Here is a 19844-nt window from a genome sequence, read left to right as displayed (position 1 = left end):
GAGAGAAAATGAAGGGTAAATTTAAAATTGTATGGTTTGTATTCCTTGTGTTTGGAATCGGTGTTTTGCTGCGAACAACTATAGCCTTCGCAAGTGAGTTTCCCAGCACTGAAATTAGAGTTTCCTTCTGTGCTAGCATGGAAAAAACTGAGAAGATACAACCAGTTATTCTAAGAGAGGAAAAGTTGTCTTCAGATGATCCGGAAACTTACCCAACCATCAGAGACAAGAATTATCCAACGACAGGAGATGCAATTGATCAGATATCAATTCTTCTGGGAGTATTCTGCATTCTTTTGACGATAATCATAAAAAAATACCAGATGCTTTCAAAAAAAATAAAAAGGGAGGTAGACAAACAATGAGGAAATTTTCTTTATTACTTGGTACCTTTCTTATATTGATTCCATCAATCACTAACTTAGGAGTTGCCTGGGCAGATGAAGCTATCAACGATACAAGTTTATCCTCTAAAATCGAACAAAATGATCCACTCTCAAATACGCTTGAAGAAGCAAAAATATCGCCTTCTTCTACGGATGAAGACTCTACAACTGAAAAAACCACTGAAGGCTCTAATGAAAAAGAAAGACCACAACCAGAAAAACAGGAAACTTTCGATACAAGCGGTAGTTCCGAAGTTGATATAGGAAAAATTGCCCGCAGCAGCAGGGCAAGTACTGAAAATGAAGTAGGCCCAGTTAATTTTGCAAATATTACTGATACTTCAGTAGGCCTTTATGGAAACTATGAGATTGATAGTAAAGAATTGATTGGGGCTGCGGCTTACTACAAAAAGTATTCAAAGGAGCTTGAAGCAAACTCGGATAAAGGACCTGGTTCGCTGGAAGGAGGAAACGGTTGGGAAAAAATAGACTTAAACCTTTATCATAGTCCGAATGGAATATATTATCTCGGACAGATTAATGATTTGGAAATAGACACGAGTTATTCGGTCATTATTGTTTTTCTGCTATCTGATGGGCAGAAAATTTTACGTGCTGGAAAAGAAACTACAACTAGCACTTTTTGGGATTTTACAGACCCCTATCTAACAGTTAAAGGAACTCCATGGATAACAATGTCTGAAATTCCTCGTTTCACAACGAAAAAGACCAAAGTAGGAGCCGCAAGTTTTACTAGCATCACTGATACGACAGCTGCTTTATCAGGAAACTATGAGATTGACCAATCATTGCTCAATACAGCTTATGCATATTATAAGACAGATATAAGTGATGCTAATTCTTCAGTCGGAAGTCATCCGGATCATGGACCCGTGACGCAAGTCGGGGGAAATGGCTGGACCAAAGTAGATCTAAGTGTATTTGATGACGGAACAGGCAAAAGCGGAACTTATAATGGACAAATTGAAGGCCTTGATCCTAGCAGTAAATATTCGCTTATTGTTGTTTTCGTTTTGTCTAATGGAACAACAATTTTACGTGCTGGTGGAGAGGGTAAAGAGAGTGTGAGGTGGGATTATAACAATGTAATGTATCCTTGGTTGACTTATGAAGGAACCCCATGGATTGCTGGTGCGACTATTCCATTTTTTACAACAAAAGAAGTTAGCATTTCCGGGATGAATTTTAGTGAAATTACTGATGATTCAGCACTTGTGACTGGCTCCTATTCAGGATTGAAAAAAAAGAATGGGGTTGCTGCTGCTTATTACAAAACGGGTCTTAAAGAGGTTGCATCTGATAAAGGTCCTGGCAGTATAAATGGCGGAAACGGCTGGACAAAGCTTGATTTAGAATTGACCGGTAATGAAAATGGTGGAAACTATATCGCTCATTTAAAAGATCTTTCTCCGAGTGTTACCTATTCAGTGATCATTGTTATTGAATTCGATAATGGAATCTATTTAAGGGCAGGAAATCAAAGCACAGAAAGTGTGAAGTGGAACTTTAACGATCCATACTTAACCTATAAAGGAACTCCTTGGATTTCTGGACCTGAAATTCCTAATTTTACGACTGAAGAAGGGCAAATAGGGGCAGTTTCTTTTTCTGATATCACTTCCAATAGTGCACAGATAACTGGAAGTTATCATTATGAAAATAATATTGTAGAGCAAGCTGCTGCTTATTATATAAAAGGTTATGGTAAAAACACCACTGATCCTAGTATTTATGGTCCAGATAAATTAACAGGTGGAAACGGCTGGACAATGGTTGATTTAAAACTAAATAAAGGTGAGCATGGTGGAACTTATGAAGCTATTCTGACCGGATTAGAACAGCAGACAGACTATTCTATCATTATCATTTTTACACTGAAAGATGGATCAAAAATCTTGCGGGCTGGGAATGAAAATACGGATAGTTTGAAATGGGACTATAATGAGCGTATAGCGGTAAAAGGTATTGCCTATATTCCACCGAAAGATATCCCATATTTTGTAACCAGTACATTATTTATTTCCAACACTACTTTTTCAGAGATCAAGCCAACGTCAGCCAAAATTATAGGAACGTACAACCTTTCTGGTGAGAACGATTTAGTAGAAAACGCTGTTGCCTATTACAAAAAAGGACTAAGTAAAAGTTACCAGCCAGATGCAGGTCCTAAGATGAAAAATGGCGGCAACGGTTGGACTAAAGTTGCGCTGACTTTGAAAAAATCAGATACTGGTGGAACTTATGAAGCAACAATCAGTGATTTGAATAAGAATACTGACTATTCAGTAATAATCGTTTTTAAATTAAAGGATGGGACTACTATTTTAAGAGCTGGAGGACCAGACACAGGAAGTGTGAGTTGGGACTATAACTGGGCATACCTGACTGTTAAAAATAGAGTGGCTGTACTCGGTCATGAAATTCCCTATTTTAAAACGGGGAATTATGACAACTCTTTTCTGGAATTAGGGTCAACAACCTCTAAGACAACTTTTAACTCTGCTGTTGTTAGTGGCAGTTACAAAAGTGGATCTGCAAATCAGTTTAGTAAAAAGATTATCTTAAAGTATAAAGAGCAAACTGAAAGCAACTGGTTGTCAGTGGTGCTTAATTCAAAGGACTTTTCTGGAAACAACAATTATCAAAAAGAGCTGACTAATCTTAAAAAAAATACTATTTACCAATACTATGTGACCGTATTAGATAGGTATAATAATGAGTTAGTTCAAAGCCCAAGTGCAACATTCCAGACTAAGGATTTCTTTATACAACCTAGGTTTGAGACAACTTATCGTTCCAACGATCAATTGGATCTGGAGTTGGGATATGATGGAGATAAATCAATAATCGAAAGTGCTGTTTTAAGTTATCGGAAAAAAGGAGCATCTGGTCCTTGGAGGAATCGCCCGATGAAAATTGATGATGGAAAAATTACTTTCAGCTCTAAAGAATTCTCTGTTGGTACACACTATCAGGCATTTACGACAATTACAACAAAAGATGGGCAAATTCACAAAATGAAACCGGATGAACTATTCACTTATGATGTTACTGTTTTGGCCCCCTTGATTTCTACTACTACTGATAGTTCAGCGACCTTTGTGGTAGACTACAATCATTTTATCGGTCATCGCGCCCCAATTGCAGCGAAAAATCATTTTAGAAAACGGCAGTCAAATGGCGGGGGTGCTTGGCAAACCTTTGATCAAAGTGTTCCAGATGCATCTAGCGGAAATTTTACCTTTACTTTAAAAAACTTAGAAGAATATACGTTGTACGAAACTTATTCGACCGTGTATTTTGAAAATGGGGAAAAACAAGATTCTCCAATCCGAATGTTTTCAACCGTTCAAGTATTAGATAATCTTTTGGCTTTGCGCACAGTTCCTGACCTACTCGATTTCGGTAATGAATTAAAGCCCTCGAATATTCTGGAAACCTATCGTTTGACGGAAACAGCGAAGCACTTTACACCACTTGTCTTTCAAGACACAAGGATTTCTTCTACCGGATGGGAATTGCGGGGTGCACTAACCGAATTAAAGAGCTCCTCTGGGAATAAATTGGAAGGGGCCAGTATTTCTTTTGAAGGCGAATTAAAGAAGAATAATGGAGAGGAAATATCGCCAGATGGGTTTTATGGGAAGGTTCATAAGCAGCAATCAATGAACGCTGATGGTACTCCAAATATTTTAGTAAAAGCTTCTCCAACACTGGCATCATCAGGTGTTTTTGTCTACTATATTGATCCAGAATCTGTAAAGATGATCATTCCTGGAAATAGTGAGAAAGAAACGCAGGATTATAGCGGGCAACTACAATGGACATTAGAGAATGTTCCATAATGAAACTGACGTAAAAACATATAACCACTTATTCACTTACTTGCAGATAAGAGAATCAAACGAAAAAGGTTTTTTCTAAAAAAATTATACAGGAGGATAGCTATGGAAAGGTATGCTTGGGTTTTATTTTTTGGATTAATCGGTGGTGTCTGTTTGATAGGGTTCGTTTATTTTTTTATAAAGGACACCAGCACCAAAAAACATCAGCAAAGGAACTATCGTTTTCTTATTCCTGATATATTTTTGTTTTTGCTATCGATGATAAATGTTGTATTTGTCATATACTTATATTTTGATATTCAAAAGCAGCTTATATTCTTTAAATAAACGAGATTTGAATAGATATTTTACTAGGAAATTTAATCTATATCAACAAAATGAAGACTGAACTCAAAAGTAGCCAATGAGTTCAGTCTTTTTCACTCGGTGCAATTATTTTTGAATTTCCAGGGAATACTATCTAGCTCAAAAGAGAAAACTAAATTCCCCATAAAAAAATTTGCAATTGCTAAATAGGCTTTTACAAGTAAATCATGACAATATTTTTCATTTCCAAAAATATTGTCATGCTCACTTTTCTAACGTATGCTTAAATCATACTACTGATCTATTGAATAGGAGGAGCCATAGTGAAGGCAAAGTTTTTTTCAATTAAGGAGATTGCCGAAATGTATGGTATCTCGACTCATATCATTCGACATTACGAAAAAATAGGGTTATTAACGCCGGAAAGAACCGAGAATAACTATCGGTTATATTCAGAAAAGGAAATTTATCTATTAAACATTATTCGGGATTTGCGGGAATTGGACGTACCGTTAGAATCTATTGAAGCATACTTGAAGGATCGAACGTTGGCTACTACGCAAGAAATTTTTCGGGAGAACCAGCGCTTATTAAAAGAAAAGATTGCTTTAATGGAAGAAAAGCTGGCGGGAGTGACTGCGCGTAATCGTATTTTGGACCAATTGCAGCAGCAGGAACTGCCGATCGAAAGAATCGTAATCGAAGAGAAAGTAGTACGCCCATATTTTTGGAAGAAGGTTGAATATGGAAATGAAGCAGAGTTCGAAACGGCAATGCGAAAATTGTATGGAGAAGTCTTGGAACAAAGTAGTTCGTATGAGTTCCATTTCGTGGCAGGAATTATCGCTGATAGTTTTGAGATGAGTTATGAGGGGATTTTATTTTTAACGAATTCTGAGACGGAGGATGTAGTTACCGAGTGTAATTTTTTGGAAGCTGGAACTTATGTCAGTTATTTTTATCAAGGGGACTATGAACAAGCGGGTAATCACCTGGAAGAAATGAAAGATCAGCTAAAGCAACAAGGTTATCAAGTGGAGCTCCCCTTCTATGAGTTTTATTTGATTGATTTTCATGAAACCCAGCACAGTGATGAGTTTTTAACCGAAATCCAAGTAAGACTTGTGGATTGACCTTATAACAGTTATAACCTCTATACTTTTATTATAAAGTATTTTAGGAGGACATATAATGGAGAAAAGATATGATGTAGTTATCATCGGTGCTGGTTTTGCTGGGCTGGCAGCTGGGTTATCTTTAAAGAAAAATGGATTTAAAACAGTTATTTTGGAAGCACGTAATCGTGTAGGCGGTCGAACAGAAACAAAATGGCTGGAGGATGGAACTCAGATTGACTTAGGAGGTCAGTGGTTAGGACCAACACAGGATCGAATGTATGAGCTAGCTGCTCAATATGACGTACCGACCTTCCCTTCTCAATTGTTTGGTAAGGGACAGTACCATTATCTTGATGATGTTCATGATCAAGAACCAGAGGAAATGCTGGAGTTATTTGAAGTTATCGATGAACTAGCCGATCAAGTGAACTTGGATTATCCACACAAAAGTCCCAATATTGCCAGTCAAGATCGAATGACATTGGCTAGCTGGTTGAACTTACAAACAAAAGACGAAGAAGTCGCAGGCTTCGTCGGTCGGATGCTAGCGGGAGGATTGTTAGCTTCGGATGCTGGTGAGGTTTCGCTGTTTCAAATGTTGTATTATATTAAAGCGGGTAATGGCGTTCAAAGTTTATTAGGTGCAAAAGGTGGGGCCCAGCAGGATCGAATTGTCGGAGGACCACAGGCAATCGCCAAAAAAATGGCGGATGACTATGGCTCGGTTTTTTTCGAACAAGTAGTTAAGGCAGTTACGAAAAACGAGGAGGGATATCTTGTAGAAACCAGAGTGGGAGAACTGTACTTAACAAAACAAGTTCTAATAGCCGTGCCGCCGACTGTCGTGAATTCAAAAATCATCTTCACACCAGAACTGCCGGTTTGGAAGAAAAAGACATTGCAAAGCATTCTGCCTGGCAGCGCATCGAAATACCATGCGGTTTATGAGCAACCATTTTGGCGTGAATCTGGATTGTCCGGTCAGCGCAACATGAGTGAAGGACTGATTATCGAGAGTCTGGATAATTCCTTAGTAGATCAAAAGAAGGGCATTCTGACCTTCTTCGTTTACGGAATTGATTCGATTCAATTGACCAAGCTGTCGGAAGAAGAACAAAAAGCTCGCTTGATTGAAGAACTAGTCAAGCTTTATGGCGAACAGGCAAGAAATCCGGAGCACTTTATTACGCAAGATTGGAATGAAGAACCGTTTACTAATGGCTGTTTTTCTGGCCATTTTAAACCAGGTGGCTTTATCAAATATGGTGAGTTCCTGCAATCAAATGTTAAGGGAATTCACTTTGCTGGAACAGAAACCGCAACGGTCTGGAACGGGTATTTTGAAGGTGCTGTTAGGTCTGGCGAACGAGAAGCACAAAAGATTATGATGAAAAAAGAAGTTAAACTAGTTTAATCAAAAGATGATAAAGCTTTTGGGAGCGAAACAAAAAGGAGCGATGAGATAAGTGCTCCTTTTTGTTTCGTTCTAATAACCTGAATACAAGCTTCTAAAATCATAAGCTAAGTTAAATCTGTCCACCGTATAACAATAAAAGCAGGAGGTACTTTCAGAGTGAAAAATTTCCATAAACATGATTAACGTAGTAAGTACTTCCAAAAAAATCCTGAGTACAGATAGCGTTAATTGCTGTTTTGTCTACTAGCTTTAATAGGGTTTTATAGATGATTCAAATCATTAAAATTCCATAATTCAGTGCTAAATGAGCAACTAGTTTATGAAAAGAAGTGCTTAAAACCTTCAAGCTTACTTCAATTAAAGAAGTAAGTAGCATTTTTTTAAACCATTGAAAATTAACATCTGACTATTTACCTTAATTTTTAAGTGGCGAATTATTTAAAACAGTAATTTTTTCTGGTAAATTGATACTAAAACCGGATTACTTAGGAGAACGATACCCGGCTTGTTCGGCTTCTTCAACCGTTTTAAACCAAGCAGCTTGACTAGTAGTTCTGCCATAGTATTGGCTTCCAGGAATATGATAAATTCCATTTTTAGAACCTTTGATTAACCCATTTCCATTAACGTCAACGTATTCTTGTGCGCTGGGTGGTGCTGATTGTTGCTCTTGTTGTGTTTGTGCATCTTGCTGAGCTTCAAGCTCAGATTCCTCAAATACTTCGTTTTGCTGTGCCGCGATATCCTTGTTAGCCTGGCTGGTGCCATCGGAATAATTTAGCGTAATCCCCTCTTGGACATTGAAAATATAAACATTGAAATTGATAGCATCACTGTTAATCGATTTAGCCATTAAATGGACGCCGCGGGCTAGAAGTTCATCCCCTCTAAAAACAGGTGTGACCGAGTAACGTACATAGTTTTTTTTATTTTTTTCAAGATAAGCTTTAATGTCCATTTCGTGGCGTAGCATTTCGGGATTATTGAGTTGGGCTGTGCCGGTAATTAAATTTTTCCAGTTGTCATTTTCACCAGAAAGTGTGTAGCCGATTAGGTGGGATCTGTTGTAAAGATAACTTTTTCCTAATTTTTTATTGTGCCAGCCAGTTGGTTTAACTTTGGAAATATCTCCGCGTTTTTTCGTAGGCATCAAACTTTTATTTAACATGGCCTCTGCATAGCTTGCACGATTTAAACTGTCTAAATCACCATAGACTTCCCAGGTTTTATTTGCTAAAGATAAATCGCCGTCTGAAAAAGTTGGCACATTATTATTAACAGCTATAGTCTGGGTACCACTGTAGTTGAGAACGGCTAGTTGATCATTCTCTTGCTTGATCCTGGTAGGAATACCATCAAGTGCTTCTTGTTGTTCAGCTTTTTCCCGTTTGCTTGGTACTTTCTTATTATCAGCTTTTTGCTGATGGTTCTTTTTTGAATTTTTCTTTTTTGTGGAGGATTCTTTGACAACTTTTTCCGACTTCGCATTGCTCTTTGCAGCATATACTGTTTCAACAGGTGGTGCCAAGGCTGTTCCAGTGATTATCATTGTAACCGCTAGAGCAAGTATAGCAAGCCCATTTCTCTGAGATATCTTCCTAAAAAAAGATTGGAACATGTGAATCAAGCTCAGCACAAAGCAAAGAAGCCCCATTAAGATCAAAATCGTACTCATTGTTATACACCTCCTTAAAAATATTGTGGTTAAAATGATTGAGTGAATTCCGACTTTCCGAATTACAGCTTCGGTTTGTTTTATTACAAAACGTTCAAAAATATAGTGCTTGCTGATAATAGCCTTTGTAGTTACTTTATCTAGTTATTTTGTGTTTATATTCTATTATAAACTTTTCTATCTTAAGTTTCATTTTTTTATGGAACAACCGTTCTCTGATTAACCATTGAATACTCGATATAATGGACCTAAAAAGAAAACGTTAGCATGTTCGCTTATTCAGCTAGTATTCAAGTTCATCGGAAAAATTATTTAAATTTTAGATAGAAAGTACAATGATGAAACAGAAGTGTTGTTGGATCGTGAAGACAGCCTTACTTGAAATTGTTACGTCTGATGAGACTATTGTTAAATATTAAAGTTGAAACTTCTATTATCATAATGGAAGGAGAGCATTGTTTTTTGTGAATTGGGATATTCTTTCAAAATTGAATGTAATAGGTGCATATAAGATGAAGTTTTATAAAAAAAGGTACTAAGCAGGTCATAAACGTCAAACTGAGTGAAGAAAGCCATACTTTGGCTTTAACAAAAGTATAGCTTTTTGTCATGAAAAAGACTTAACAAAAATACTTCTTTTGACCTATGAAAAATTCAAACAAATCTTGCATAATAGTATCATGGAGAAACGTAGTCTAATAAGGAGGCTTTATCATGACCATACGCAAAGAAATTCTAGAAGCAATTAAGGATGGAACCATTACCCCTGAAGAGGGCTTAAATTTGCTTGAAGAAATTGAGCAAGCTGAAACAATAGATGGAGAAAAAAAAACAGAATCAGCAAAAACAGTAACAGAGCCCAAAATAGCATCAGTTCAAGAGTCGGAAGAAGTAGAACAGAAAGTAATTTCAGAATCGGTAAAAGAAGCGAAGTACCAAAACCAAGTAGAATCTTCACAGGAATCTGGAGCGAAGCTTGAACAGGAAGTTGATTATGAAGCAAATCAAGAACTAAAGACAGGCGATCCAAAAACTGCTCAAGAGACAAAACAAGAAAAGCTCCAAGAAACTGAGTTTGCCAAGCAAAAGGAAAAGCAATTAGAACCTGAGAAAACTAAGGATCACATCGCCAGCCTGATTGATGAATGGGAAACCAATGATCATCAATTGCATACTAATGACTCTGTCGAAAAACCAAAGGACGCTCCTGAAAAAAAGGCTGAAAGTAAAGAAAATGCGTCTCTGATGAAGCTCAATCAACTCGATCAGCAAATTCAACCTCTCACCGAGATGTTGAAGACTAAGCAGGAAACATTTAGAAATCTTAAGCTGGAAGTTGAACTAGAAATCATTTCGGAAGAAAATCTTGTATTGTATCAGCAAACACAAAAAGAAATAGCTGAGCTGGAAACAAAAATCAAACAGCTGAAGCAAGAAAAAGGAACTGTTGAAAAAGATTTCTACTCCATTCCAGTTTGGCAAACGGAAATGCCGAATCATGACGATACTCCAGAAGAATTCTATGAGCATGAAGAGGAAGTTGACGAACCATTTGTTAGACCGGATAATTTCAACAGTCGAATCAATCAACTAGTTAATCGCACTTTGAAGACTGTTGCCGATACTGTGGATGGCAAATGGAGTGACATTAAATTACCTGCAGTTGGGAATTCGGGCAACACTCGCTTTGATCATCGTTTCAATTTCAAAGAAGAGATAATTACGAATTTAGATGTAAAATTAGCCAATGGTTCGATCATTTTTAAAACCTGGCCAAGGTCGTACATTATGGTGGATGCAGAAATTAAGCTTCATGGAAAAATGTATGAAGGTGATCCAATGGAGTCCTTTATGGAAAGAAGTCAAATTGCCGTTGAGTATGAGCATTTGTTATTCCATGTTCATAACAAACGGGTTAGTGCCGAATTGACATTCCATTTACCGGAACAAACCTATAATCATATCAAGATTCGAATGCTGAACGGCAACTTAACCGTTAAAAATGTTGAAGCTGAAGACCTCTTTGTTAAATCCGCTCGCGGTGAATTAGTATTTAAGAATATTGGTACAGCTGTTCTGGAAATTCAAGGAACGGATAACGAAATCGAGATCGATAAAGGCGTAATTGTGGATTCAATTATCGAAACAGTCAATGGCTCTATTGTTTCAACGGCGGATGTAGCTAACGTTGATGCTTCATTAGTGAATGGTGACATTAAGCTTTCGATCGGTAATAGTGAATTAAAAAAAATTCGTGCAAATTCAATTAACGGTAATATTAAAGTTTCTTTTCCAACCGCTCTTGGTTTAGAAGGTGTAGCTAAAACGAGTTTAGGTAAAATCAATTACCGATTATCTGATTTTCAAACGGTTAGAGAAAGAAATGACACGAAACAACGTCTGTTCCATTTCCGACGGCCATTAGAAAATCCGGTACAGATTGATATTTCTTCTAAGACAGGTAATATTTTTCTAAAAGATTTCGACAGATAATGGATAAGCTTGGCTTAAAACATCTCAAGAAAAGCTGGTTACTGGTTCAATTTTGTGCCGATAACCAGCTTTTTTAGTTTTTTTAAGCTGTACAATAAGGTAAAAGACTGTTTATGTGATAGTGCTCTATTAAAATAAAGTTAAGCTATAAAAACTTTACCGTTGCCTCTTGTTCCTATTATTAGTACAATGACTATGTTTTTGAAAGTGTAAATTACGTATAGGAATGTGATGGAAGGAAGAATAAATAGTGACAAATAATTTTTGGACGGAGTTGCCAAAACCGTTTTTTATTTTGGCACCAATGGAAGACGTAACAGATGTTGTTTTTCGACATGTGGTGAAAAAAGCGGGTGCCCCAGATGTTTTCTTTACTGAGTTTACAAACTCTGATAGTTTTTGCCACCCAGATGGCATAGAAAGTGTCCGTGGCCGGTTAACTTTTTCTGAGGATGAGCAGCCAATGGTGGCACATATTTGGGGAGATAATCCTAAATTTTTTAAAGAAATGAGTATTCGTTTAGCAGAAATGGGTTTTAAAGGCATTGATCTAAACATGGGGTGTCCCGTGCCAAATGTAGCCGAGCGAGGAAAAGGTAGCGGATTAATTTTGCGTCCAGAAGTAGCCGCCGAATTGATTGAATCCGCAAAAGCAGGGGGACTGCCAGTTAGCGTGAAAACTAGAATTGGTTTTAATGAGCGTTCTGAGCTTGAGGAGTGGATCAGTCATCTTCTAAGACAGGATATCGCAAATCTATCGGTTCATATGCGGACGAGAAAAGAAATGAGTAAGGTAGAGGCTCATTGGGAGGATATCCCTAGAATTATTGCACTGCGGGATGAGATTGCTCCACAAACTCTAATCACGATTAATGGTGATATTTTAGATCGTAATATGGGTTTAGAATTAGCAAAAGAATACAAGGTGGATGGCATTATGATCGGTCGTGGCATTTTCAAAAATCCTTATGCATTTGAAAAAGAACCCAAAGAACACCAACCTAAGGAGTTAATCGAATTACTACAACTACAGCTTGAGTTACAGGATAAATATGCTGAACAGGTACCACGTTCAATCGTCGGCTTGCATCGTTTTTTCAAGATTTATGTCAAGGGCTTCCCAGGTGCTAGTGATTTGCGAGTGAAATTAATGAATACGAAATCTACTGATGAGGTAAGAGTAATTCTGAAGGAATTTCTTCAATAGAATTCAATGAGTATAACTTGATTGATCATTAGAAGGCTTTTTAGACTCACTACGGGTCAAAAATATTATATTATTAAATAAATCCGTTAGCGTAATCCCATTTGGATTAGCTAGCGGATTCTTTGTAAATAGGATTAATCGTCTACTTCGGTTTCTAAAACATTACCTGATTGAGCATCAATTGATACATTAATTTCCTGATGATCCTTGCTAACTGTTACTTCCCAGTAAGTAGTAGACAATTCTTTTTCCAAGGACCATTCTTTAATGGTACCGTCCGCTTCCTTAAGTGCAATGGTGTTGATCTCAGACAGTGGAAGCAGATTGTCAAAATTTAGTTTACTTTGGCTTCTTTTCACGCTCTCTTTTTCATCATTGTCAAGAGCTTCTTCACGGTCTAAACGAAACTCGCCATTGGTCACATTAACATCAACTTCATATTCAGTATTGTCGTCCACACCAGTAATTTCATAATAGTAGGTGCCAAATTTATCGTTGATATCAATACTCGTAATATCAGTATCAGGGTATTGTTTTTGATAGATAGTGATGGCATCGGCTAACGAAATAGCAAAATCTTCTGAGGAGCTAGTAGCATTAGTAACTGCCTTAGATTTTGAGCTACTACTAGCATTGTTTTCCTCAGTTGATTGGTTTTTAGAAGTTGATATACCGCTTCCTTGGTTACTATTTGATTCTAAATTAGCTTTATTTGTTGTACACCCCGTCAGTATAATGCCCAAAATGCATATTGCTCCTATTGGAATCATCTTTTTTTTCATTGCAAACATTCCTTTCCAGTGGTTGTTTCTGTTTTTTATACTCTTTTATGAAAAAATCCTAGCTCAAATCATCTTATTCATATCGAGAAAAATGAAAAAATGTCATATTCATGTCTATCAAGCAGAGGTTTCATTGGCCGGAGATGTGATGCTAAACACGTTCTCTGAGATTATAGATCTTTGACTTCAATCGTTTTTTGGTAGAGAGGAACCAACTATTTGGCAATAGCCAAACCTATTCCATTGCCAGAAATAGTGCTGATGTGAGATTAATACAAACGATAAAATCGCTTGAAAATATGACCTTTTTTTCCTAAGATCATTTCCCACTATTCTAGAAATGGAAGTAATGATGCTCTTGTTCTGAGACATTTGTTCTTGAATCTGTCCAACCCGAGGGGAATATTTGCAGCATTTCCGATTGAGTTCTTCATGTTCTGATAAAGGTATGCTTTGTTACTGACTTGCCAAAGTAGTTTATCAGAATGACCGGATATCACTAGCTCTAGTAATTAAACGTAAAAACAGATCATCACAATCGCACAGGAAGGATTCTGTCTGAGTGAATGGTTTGAGTTTGTTGCTGAATCTCCACACGGATAGGAGCCAACAATACTTCCTATTCAATAAGCAAAATCGGAAGTTTGTTCATCCAAAAACCTCCTCAATTAGAGAATGGTGGTTGCAAAAAAAAGATATTTTTTTGAGAACAATTCTTCGTAATCAACAGCAAAATGTAAAAAACGAACCCCTTGAATTCAAGGAGTTCGCCCCAGGTTACCTCAGGTTAATAGTAACGTCCGTTTATTAACATAGACATAACGGCTGCAAAGAAAACAAAATAAAGAACGATCACAATAATAGCAATAATAAATGCGACCAAACCTGCACGATTCCAGGTTCTTTGTACAGCTAAAAAGGTTTTAATATCTTCATAGTCTCCTTTTTGCCAAGCCCATTCATTACCTTTAAAACCGCAGACAAAAATCCATACAATATTGAATAGCGGAATTAAGCACAAAAGTGGTAAATAACTCCGATTCCCAAAGCCCCAAGTAATATTAAACATAAAGGCTCCCCAGTTCCAGCCTCTAATTTCGTCTGGGATAATTCCTAATGATTGCTCATCCAAGTGTAACAACTCCTTCTCATTTTTTATCAATCGATGACTGACATTAAAATTCTATCAGAGAATGAGTGTAAAGTAAAAGCAATTATTAAGAAAAAATCGATTTGAGTGATAATTACTCAATTATAGGAATAGGGAAGCTAGAGTAACTAAGTAGAAAATTAGAATTGCAGCAGATACTAGGCAGGATAAGCCGATAAATAATCCCCCAGGACGTTTTTTTTCACGACGGCTTCTGCGGCGTGCCATGTCAACTGCTTCAGCAGCTGGCAGCGGAACATATTTAGTACGTAATAATAAAATAGCTACAAGATCAATGAAAAACATTAATTGAATGACTCCACCTATAATTAGAATTACTTGGTTACTAGTAGTTATTCGAAAGACGAAAAGAATGACGGTTAGAAGATCAATAAGTAACGTTAGTAAAATAGCCATGTACAGACTCCTTCATTGTGCATTGGGAAACAATATTCAACATTATATCATGTTGGAACTAAAAGATTAACCTTTCGAAAGAAAATTTGAGAAGTCGTTAATCTTTTCGATGAAGTAAAGCGTAAACACTCCAATAAATCATACAACTAATAATCGAGGTAGCTAAGAGTATTCGTATCACTTGAGCACCTTCAGCGGGCTGATAATAATGGTAGTTAATTAAGAGAAAGATACAAATGAATGTAGGAATCAGCGAAAGATACAAATGGATAAAGGTTCTATCTCTTTTAAATAGGTAGAAATAGACAATTGACATAAAAATAAAAATCATATAAATGATATTCGCGGATAAAAGCCCTAAATCTATGATCAAACACCTCCGAAGAACTAATTATACCAAAAAAATATGGAATGGAAAAATCAATAATTAAAGTAGTGATTTTAGTCAGATTCTAACAATGATTTCTCATATTTGTGGATAAAACTGAAGAATGGTCAAACTGAAATAAAAATTTGATAAGAAATGATTTACTTGAATTCCTATTTTTGTTACATTAAATTTAGATTTTACTTTAAGGAGGAAACAATGAAAGCTAAACATCTTTTCTCAAGCGTTGCAGTGTTAGGAGTGTTAGTTTCAGTAGGAAATCCAGGAACTGTTTTGGCTGAAGAGGCCATAACAAGTACAACTGATGAGTTAAGTTCAAAAAGCAGTGCAACAATTGAACGCACGGTTGAGAGCACCGATAGCTCGACTGAGCCAACTATAGAATCAACGGAATCGGCACAGCCTAAGATTTCAGAGGAAACTACAACCGATACTGAAGAAATAGTGACAGAGGAGCCAGAAGATCCTTCTGGTCAACTAACACATACTCACCCGTTTCCATTCGAACAATTCTCTATGGGAGCTGCTCAAGCACGTTCAACAAATAATCAGCAAGTATTTATTAATCAAGTGGCCCCTTATGCCAAAACAGTTGCACATGCCAATGATTTGTATGCATCTGTAATGATCGCACAAGCAATTGTGGAAAGTGGTTGGGGGCAAAGTACGCTATCAAAAGCTCCTAATTACAATCTATTCGGGGTAAAAGGGAACTATAACGGACAGTCTGTCACAATGAAAACTCAGGAATATGTCAATGGAAAATGGATAACAGTGGATGCTAAATTCCGTAAGTATCCATCCTTCGGCGAATCATTAAATGATAATGCCTATGTTCTTAAAAATACTTCCTTTCAATCAGGAGTTTACTATTACTCAGGTGCATGGAAGAGCAACACGAAAACTTATAAAGATGCTACAGCTTGGTTAACGGGTAGATATGCGACGGCCCCAAGCTATGGCGCAACTTTGAACAGTGTTATTGAAGCCTATAATCTAACTCAATATGATACTCCAAATAGCAACAATGGTGGGAACGCTGTAAATCCGGTTGTCGAAAAAACAGCCATGTACAGACTTTACAATCCCAATAGTTCTGAACACTTCTACACGGCAAATGCGGGTGAAAAGGATAATTTGATTTCTGTAGGTTGGAAATACGAAGGAGTTGCCTGGCAAGCACCAAAAAAAGGAGCACCTGTTTACCGTATGTATAATCCAAACGTTGGTGATCACCACTATACTCTTAATTCCGCTGAAAAAGATATGTTAGTTGCGAAAGGATGGAGATATGAGGGAATAAGCTGGTACTCTGGCGGGGAAATCAAATTGTTGCGTCTGTATAATCCGAATGCTAAAGCTGGCTCCCATCACTACACGGCTAATACTTACGAAAAAGATCAGTTAGTTAAAGTTGGTTGGCAGTATGAAGGTCATGCTTGGAACGGTCATTAATAAGACAAAAAAACAAAAGCCGCTCATAACGGCTTTTGTTTTTTTACGATTCATCAATAGTTTCAATGATAAAGAAACTATGCAAATCCTCATGCTGGTGTTGATACTTTGCCGCAATTTCGGTCAAAACCAATTGGTTACTCTCAACAACCGAGCAGTCTTTAGCATAAAGTGAATCATGGGAAACATCTACTTCAAAAGATTGTTTTCCAGAAAGATCTAAAGGATGTTTAAAATAGACACCGCTGATTTTTTTCATTGTCATCACACTCCTGAATTCTAATAGCGATATTTGTTATAGGATACAACAAAAAGAGGAGAGAATCTAATGTTTTATTCAATAACTGGTGTTATATAAAATGCAAAAGACAAAAAGAAGGCCATTTCATTAATTGAGATTAAAAATCTCTCAAAAAATTCCTTCATAAGATGGTCTAATAGAGCCTATAAAAAAAGTCAACTGTTCTTCTAAATAAAAACAGTTGACTTAATAAATTTTCGTTAAAATAATAAACGCAGGAGTGCAACAGAGACCACTCCTGTAATAACAATTTTCATCAAATCATTGGTCCGAATACCGACAATTAATGCTGGAATACATGCAAAAATTTCAGGAAATTTCAATCCAGGAAAATGACCATCTTCAAATACTAACAAACTCTGTAATAATAGTGCTGTTAGTATTGTTAACGGAATATAGCTTAAAAATTTTTCAAATAAAGGTGGTATAACCATGGTCCGTGTTAAGACAAAAGGTAAGATTCGCGGAATCCAAGTGACCACTCCGCAGCCTAAAATAACTAACAGAAAATACTGATTATTCATCTTTAATAACCACCCCAATCGTGCAGCCCAATAATGTAGAAATAATAACTGCCAGCTCTGCGGATACAACACGCATTAATAGGTAAAGCGAAAAAGCAGTTACTAGTAATATGATAACTGTTTTACTTTTTTGAAATTTTAAAGGCAATTGGACCTGAAATAAAAATAACCCTAAAAACATTGCTGTTAATGCGAAATCTAATCCTAAAACATTCGGATCGGGAATGAAATTTCCTAACAAGGCTCCAATTACTGTAGCCAAAATCCAAGTCAAATAGGCAGTGATATTTAAACCGTGCGTCCATCGACTAGATACAGCAGGCTTTTGAGCAAGTGTAGCCATTAAAACACCATAAGATTCATCAGTCAGCAAAGTACCAATGCCAATACCATTTAACAGCGAGTCTTTTTTAAAATGATTTGCTACTGAAAGACTCATCAAAAAATGCCGTAAATTAACCAAAAATACTGTAAAAATAATTGAAGGAATTGGAGCACTAATGGCTATCAAGCCGCAAATGATAAACTGTGCACTGCCAGCGTAGACAATTAGTGACATGAGAAATACTTGCCAAACCGATAATCCAATTGCCTTTCCGACAATTCCCATGGCTACTCCAATACCCAAATAGCCCATAATAGTAGGGACACAAGCCTCCACCCCTTCGTTGAAAGTTTGAACCCCCTTCAGCTCATCCTCCATATACTTCACCCACTCTCATACATTTCTAATTATAGTAATAAAAAAGAACTAGATTTACAAGCTTTTTTCTACTCACAACAAAAGAAAAGAGGGAAAAGATCAGAAAAACTTTTTGTTTATGAATCATTGTTTTATAATAGAAGAGAGGGGGAATTGACAATGAAGGAAGAGTATAAGAATATTTTAGTAGCTGTAGATGGGTCTGAACAAGCGAAAAAAGCCTTTGGAGAAGCGATTGAGGTTGCTAAACGAAACAATAGCAAATTAACTGTATTATCAGTGGTAGATTACAAATATTCTGTTGGCGATCCGGCCTTTATTAATGATGCGTTGAAATTCCATCTGAACAATGCAGAAATCGAAATTGATACATTAATCAGCAAAACAGAAGAATTGCCTGAAAACTATGAGACAGCGATTCTATCGGGAAGTCCCAAACGTAGAATTGTAGAATATGCGAAGAAACATGAGATGGATCTCATTATGATCGGGGCAACAGGGGTTGGGGCAATTGAAAAAGCGATTATCGGCTCAACAACTTCTTATGTTGTTAATCATGCCAGTTGTAATGTTATGGTAGTGAAGTAATTATTGATAAGTGAAGCCAAATAAGGGCTCATATCAAGGCTAAAAAAAGGCCATCTTAATGGAGAAGCCTTTAGTTTCTGGGATGATTTTCTAAAGAGATATCTGCGTCTATTATCCAAATAGCTGAGAGCATGCATCTAAATCAAAAGAGATTGAAAAAGCCCCTTATTAAGTTTCAGCTGGAGAGGTGAACATATTGTCTTTCTCGCTTGTCCTGATTAAGTAGTGAAACATTAAAAGAAGATTGACTAGGTCAATCTTCTTTTATAATTATTTCCAATTTACTACCATCATTAAGATGGGAGGTGAAGAAAACAGCCAACTCTTCCAATGAATGATCAAAGTTTAAGACCGGTCCTCGGCGTCCGTTTCGAAAAAAATTCATTTTGATTGGTTGGTCTTCTTCCACCAGTAAAACAACTTTTTCAACTTTTGAATAAGGAATACCACGATTATCCAAACTATTCAAAATAATATGGCTTTCAGTCAATCCTTTTTTATCCAGAAGAAAACTTAGTACAATCAGTACTGCCAGACTTGTTTGTAGTTTCCCGTCGAGATTAGTAAAGTTAACAAAACCGGAAAAACCAATAAGGAAGGCAATCATGGGGTAAAACCAATAACGATTTTTATTAACGTGAGTGGGGATAACCACCGACTGACGAACCATTACTAAATAAACAAGCAATACTAGGGTAAACACCCCTAGCAATATAGTGAATACACTCAATAAAATCAGCCTTCTACTTAGCGGTGAAGCTAGAATATTTTGCCACTACCATATTAGATTTATCTTCTCGCAGTTCTTCATCGATTTGTTCGCACGCGTTAATGCGAATGACAGCGCAGTTTGCCATTTTAGAAACGACTTCTCCCTCAACTGTTTTTTCAAATCCGATGGGGTGACAACGATAAACTTTACCTAATTCAATCTCTTCTTCTTTCATACACAAGCCCTCCAGTATCGACAAAATTTTTGGGTCTAGCCTTTTGGATCAATGTTAAAGGCAATTATACCCAACTATGTAAAAGTTTACAATCATCAACTACTAGAATATTCGTAAAATT

At 36.8% G+C, this 19844-nt stretch carries 17 protein-coding genes; 8 read left to right on the top strand and 9 right to left on the bottom strand.

The features are described 5' to 3' along the window. Window positions 1-8 precede the first annotated feature (8 nt). The 4 genes from IGI46_RS14355 (at window position 9) to IGI46_RS14340 (ending at window position 7090) form a co-directional block, all read left to right on the top strand. Window positions 9-365 (top strand): hypothetical protein, encoded by a 357-nt coding sequence (locus tag IGI46_RS14355; protein WP_429963763.1) that lies wholly within the window; start codon window positions 9-11, stop codon window positions 363-365. Then, window positions 362-4252, top strand: a complete 3891-nt coding sequence (locus IGI46_RS14350; protein ID WP_429973702.1) for a WxL domain-containing protein — start codon at window positions 362-364, stop codon at window positions 4250-4252. The genes IGI46_RS14355 and IGI46_RS14350 overlap by 4 nt, the downstream gene beginning before the upstream one ends. 629 nt (window positions 4253-4881) lie before the next feature. After that, window positions 4882-5691: a MerR family transcriptional regulator gene (locus tag IGI46_RS14345; protein WP_429963761.1), complete on the top strand. Its 810-nt coding sequence runs from the start codon at window positions 4882-4884 to the stop codon at window positions 5689-5691. 58 nt (window positions 5692-5749) lie between these two features. After that, on the top strand, window positions 5750-7090 hold the full coding sequence (locus IGI46_RS14340) for a flavin monoamine oxidase family protein (RefSeq protein ID WP_429963760.1): 1341 nt from the start codon (window positions 5750-5752) through the stop codon (window positions 7088-7090). Between the two features lie 484 nt (window positions 7091-7574). Here IGI46_RS14340 and IGI46_RS14335 read toward each other — a convergent pair whose 3' ends face one another. Continuing rightward, window positions 7575-8768 carry a DNA/RNA non-specific endonuclease gene (locus IGI46_RS14335; protein WP_429963759.1) on the bottom strand — a complete coding sequence of 398 codons (1194 nt, stop codon included), beginning with the start codon at window positions 8766-8768 and terminating at the stop codon, window positions 7575-7577. A gap of 714 nt (window positions 8769-9482) precedes the next feature. Between IGI46_RS14335 and liaX the strand changes: the two genes are divergently transcribed. Both liaX and IGI46_RS14325 read left to right on the top strand, forming a co-directional pair. Then, window positions 9483-11261: a daptomycin-sensing surface protein LiaX gene (gene liaX / locus IGI46_RS14330; protein ID WP_429973701.1), complete on the top strand. Its 1779-nt coding sequence runs from the start codon at window positions 9483-9485 to the stop codon at window positions 11259-11261. Window positions 11262-11511: 250 nt separating this feature from the next. After that, a complete protein-coding gene (locus IGI46_RS14325) occupies window positions 11512-12468 on the top strand; it encodes a tRNA dihydrouridine synthase (RefSeq protein ID WP_429963757.1) in 957 nt (318 codons plus the stop codon). A gap of 134 nt (window positions 12469-12602) precedes the next feature. Here the strand turns inward: IGI46_RS14325 and IGI46_RS14320 are convergent, their stop codons facing one another. From IGI46_RS14320 to IGI46_RS14310, 3 genes are all read right to left on the bottom strand, one after another. Continuing rightward, window positions 12603-13211: a PepSY domain-containing protein gene (locus IGI46_RS14320; RefSeq protein ID WP_429973700.1), complete on the bottom strand. Its 609-nt coding sequence runs from the start codon at window positions 13209-13211 to the stop codon at window positions 12603-12605. Window positions 13212-14037: 826 nt separating this feature from the next. After that, the gene (locus tag IGI46_RS14315; protein WP_429963755.1) at window positions 14038-14382 is read right to left on the bottom strand and encodes a ribonuclease G; all 345 of its coding nucleotides are present in this window, start codon (window positions 14380-14382) and stop codon (window positions 14038-14040) included. A gap of 120 nt (window positions 14383-14502) precedes the next feature. Next, on the bottom strand, window positions 14503-14817 hold the full coding sequence (locus IGI46_RS14310; RefSeq protein ID WP_207703153.1) for a hypothetical protein: 315 nt from the start codon (window positions 14815-14817) through the stop codon (window positions 14503-14505). Window positions 14818-15403: 586 nt separating this feature from the next. On the opposite strand from IGI46_RS14310, the gene IGI46_RS14305 reads away from it, so the two are divergent. After that, a complete protein-coding gene (locus tag IGI46_RS14305; protein WP_429963754.1) occupies window positions 15404-16660 on the top strand; it encodes a glycoside hydrolase family 73 protein in 1257 nt (418 codons plus the stop codon). Window positions 16661-16703: 43 nt separating this feature from the next. Here IGI46_RS14305 and IGI46_RS14300 read toward each other — a convergent pair whose 3' ends face one another. From IGI46_RS14300 to IGI46_RS14290, 3 genes are all read right to left on the bottom strand, one after another. Next, complete coding sequence (locus IGI46_RS14300; RefSeq protein WP_207703150.1) at window positions 16704-16919, bottom strand: hypothetical protein; 216 nt, start codon at window positions 16917-16919, stop codon at window positions 16704-16706. A 242-nt stretch (window positions 16920-17161) separates the two neighbouring features. Then, window positions 17162-17485, bottom strand: coding sequence for an AzlD domain-containing protein (locus IGI46_RS14295; protein WP_207703149.1), 324 nt, complete (start codon window positions 17483-17485; stop codon window positions 17162-17164). Next, the gene (locus tag IGI46_RS14290) at window positions 17478-18188 is read right to left on the bottom strand and encodes an AzlC family ABC transporter permease (RefSeq protein WP_429964970.1); all 711 of its coding nucleotides are present in this window, start codon (window positions 18186-18188) and stop codon (window positions 17478-17480) included. The genes IGI46_RS14295 and IGI46_RS14290 overlap by 8 nt, the downstream gene beginning before the upstream one ends. Window positions 18189-18347: 159 nt before the next feature. Here IGI46_RS14290 and IGI46_RS14285 point away from each other — a divergent pair, with 159 nt between their 5' ends. Next, window positions 18348-18776: a universal stress protein gene (locus IGI46_RS14285; protein WP_429963753.1), complete on the top strand. Its 429-nt coding sequence runs from the start codon at window positions 18348-18350 to the stop codon at window positions 18774-18776. 253 nt (window positions 18777-19029) lie between these two features. On the opposite strand, the gene IGI46_RS14280 is transcribed toward IGI46_RS14285, so the two are convergent. Both IGI46_RS14280 and IGI46_RS14275 read right to left on the bottom strand, forming a co-directional pair. Further along, the gene (locus tag IGI46_RS14280; protein ID WP_429963752.1) at window positions 19030-19506 is read right to left on the bottom strand and encodes a hypothetical protein; all 477 of its coding nucleotides are present in this window, start codon (window positions 19504-19506) and stop codon (window positions 19030-19032) included. 13 nt (window positions 19507-19519) lie between these two features. Further along, window positions 19520-19723 (bottom strand): hypothetical protein, encoded by a 204-nt coding sequence (locus IGI46_RS14275; protein WP_207703145.1) that lies wholly within the window; start codon window positions 19721-19723, stop codon window positions 19520-19522. Window positions 19724-19844 lie beyond the last annotated feature (121 nt).

Origin of the sequence: Enterococcus sp. AZ163 (genome assembly GCF_050498925.1) — a bacterium.
Lineage (GTDB): Bacteria > Bacillota > Bacilli > Lactobacillales > Enterococcaceae > Enterococcus_A > Enterococcus_A ferrettii.
The sequence above is the reverse complement of the archived record's forward strand: the minus strand, read 5'-3'. Positions and strand labels throughout refer to the sequence as shown.